Source organism: Mesorhizobium sp. B1-1-5 (assembly GCF_006443065.1).
In the GTDB taxonomy this organism is placed as follows: Bacteria; Pseudomonadota; Alphaproteobacteria; order Rhizobiales; family Rhizobiaceae; genus Mesorhizobium.
Map to the genome: position 1 here is coordinate 1 of NZ_VFWS01000645.1, position 1050 is coordinate 1050.

General features: G+C 63.0%; 1 protein-coding gene. It reads left to right on the plus strand.

Translation table 11 applies throughout. The features are described 5' to 3' along the window. Positions 1 to 1050 (plus strand): molybdopterin cofactor-binding domain-containing protein (locus FJ980_RS34035; RefSeq protein WP_140547711.1); only part of this gene is annotated, 1050 nt, incomplete at both ends.

Genomic DNA, 1050 nt, shown 5'->3' on the forward strand with positions numbered 1-1050 from the left:
AATATGCTCGGCGTCGACTTCATGTTCGCGGCGCGCTGCGGCTTTTCTGCGGACCTTTCAGGCCCGGTCACCGACCGCGCGCTGTTCCACTGCGACAACACCTATTTCTGGCCGGCGGTGCATGCGCAGTCGGCGCCGCTCTATACCAACACGGTCTCGAACACCGCCTTTCGCGGCTTCGGCGGCCCTCAAGGCATGGTCGGCGCCGAGCGTATCATCGACGAGGTGGCGTTCGCCGTCGGCAAGGACCCGCTCGAGATCCGCAAGCGGAATTTCTACGGCACCGCCGACCGCAACGTCACGCCCTACCATCAGGTGGTCGAGGACAACATCATCCACCGCATCGTCGCGGAACTGGAAGAAAGCGCCAGCTATGCAAGGCGCCGGCGCGAAATCTCGGCCTTCAACAACAACAGCCGCTTCATCAAGCGAGGCCTCGCACTGACGCCGGTCAAATTCGGCATCTCGTTTACCGCCACGCATTACAACCAGGCCGGCGCGCTGGTGCATGTCTACACCGACGGTTCGGTGCATCTGAACCATGGCGGCACCGAGATGGGGCAGGGCCTCAACGTCAAGGTGGCGCAAGTGGTGGCGCAAGAGTTCCAGATCGATCTCGACCAGGTGAAGATCACCGCGACGACCACCGGCAAGGTGCCGAACACCTCGGCCACCGCCGCGTCGTCCGGCACCGACCTCAATGGAATGGCGGCGCAGAACGGCGCCCGCCAGATCAAGGACCGGCTGACCGATTTCGCCGCCGAGAAATACCAGGTGCCACGCGACCAGGTGCTGTTCCTGCCCAACAGGGTGCGCATCGGCAACCAGGAGATACCTTTCGCCGACCTCGTCAAGCAGGCCTATATGGCCCGCATCCAGCTTTCGGCGGCCGGCTTTTACAAGACGCCGAAGATCCACTGGGACCGCGACAAGGGCGAGGGCCGTCCTTTCTATTATTTCGCCTATGGCGCCTCCTGCTCGGAAGTCTCGGTCGACACGCTGACCGGCGAATATGTCGTCGAGCGCACCGATATCCTGCATGACGCCGGC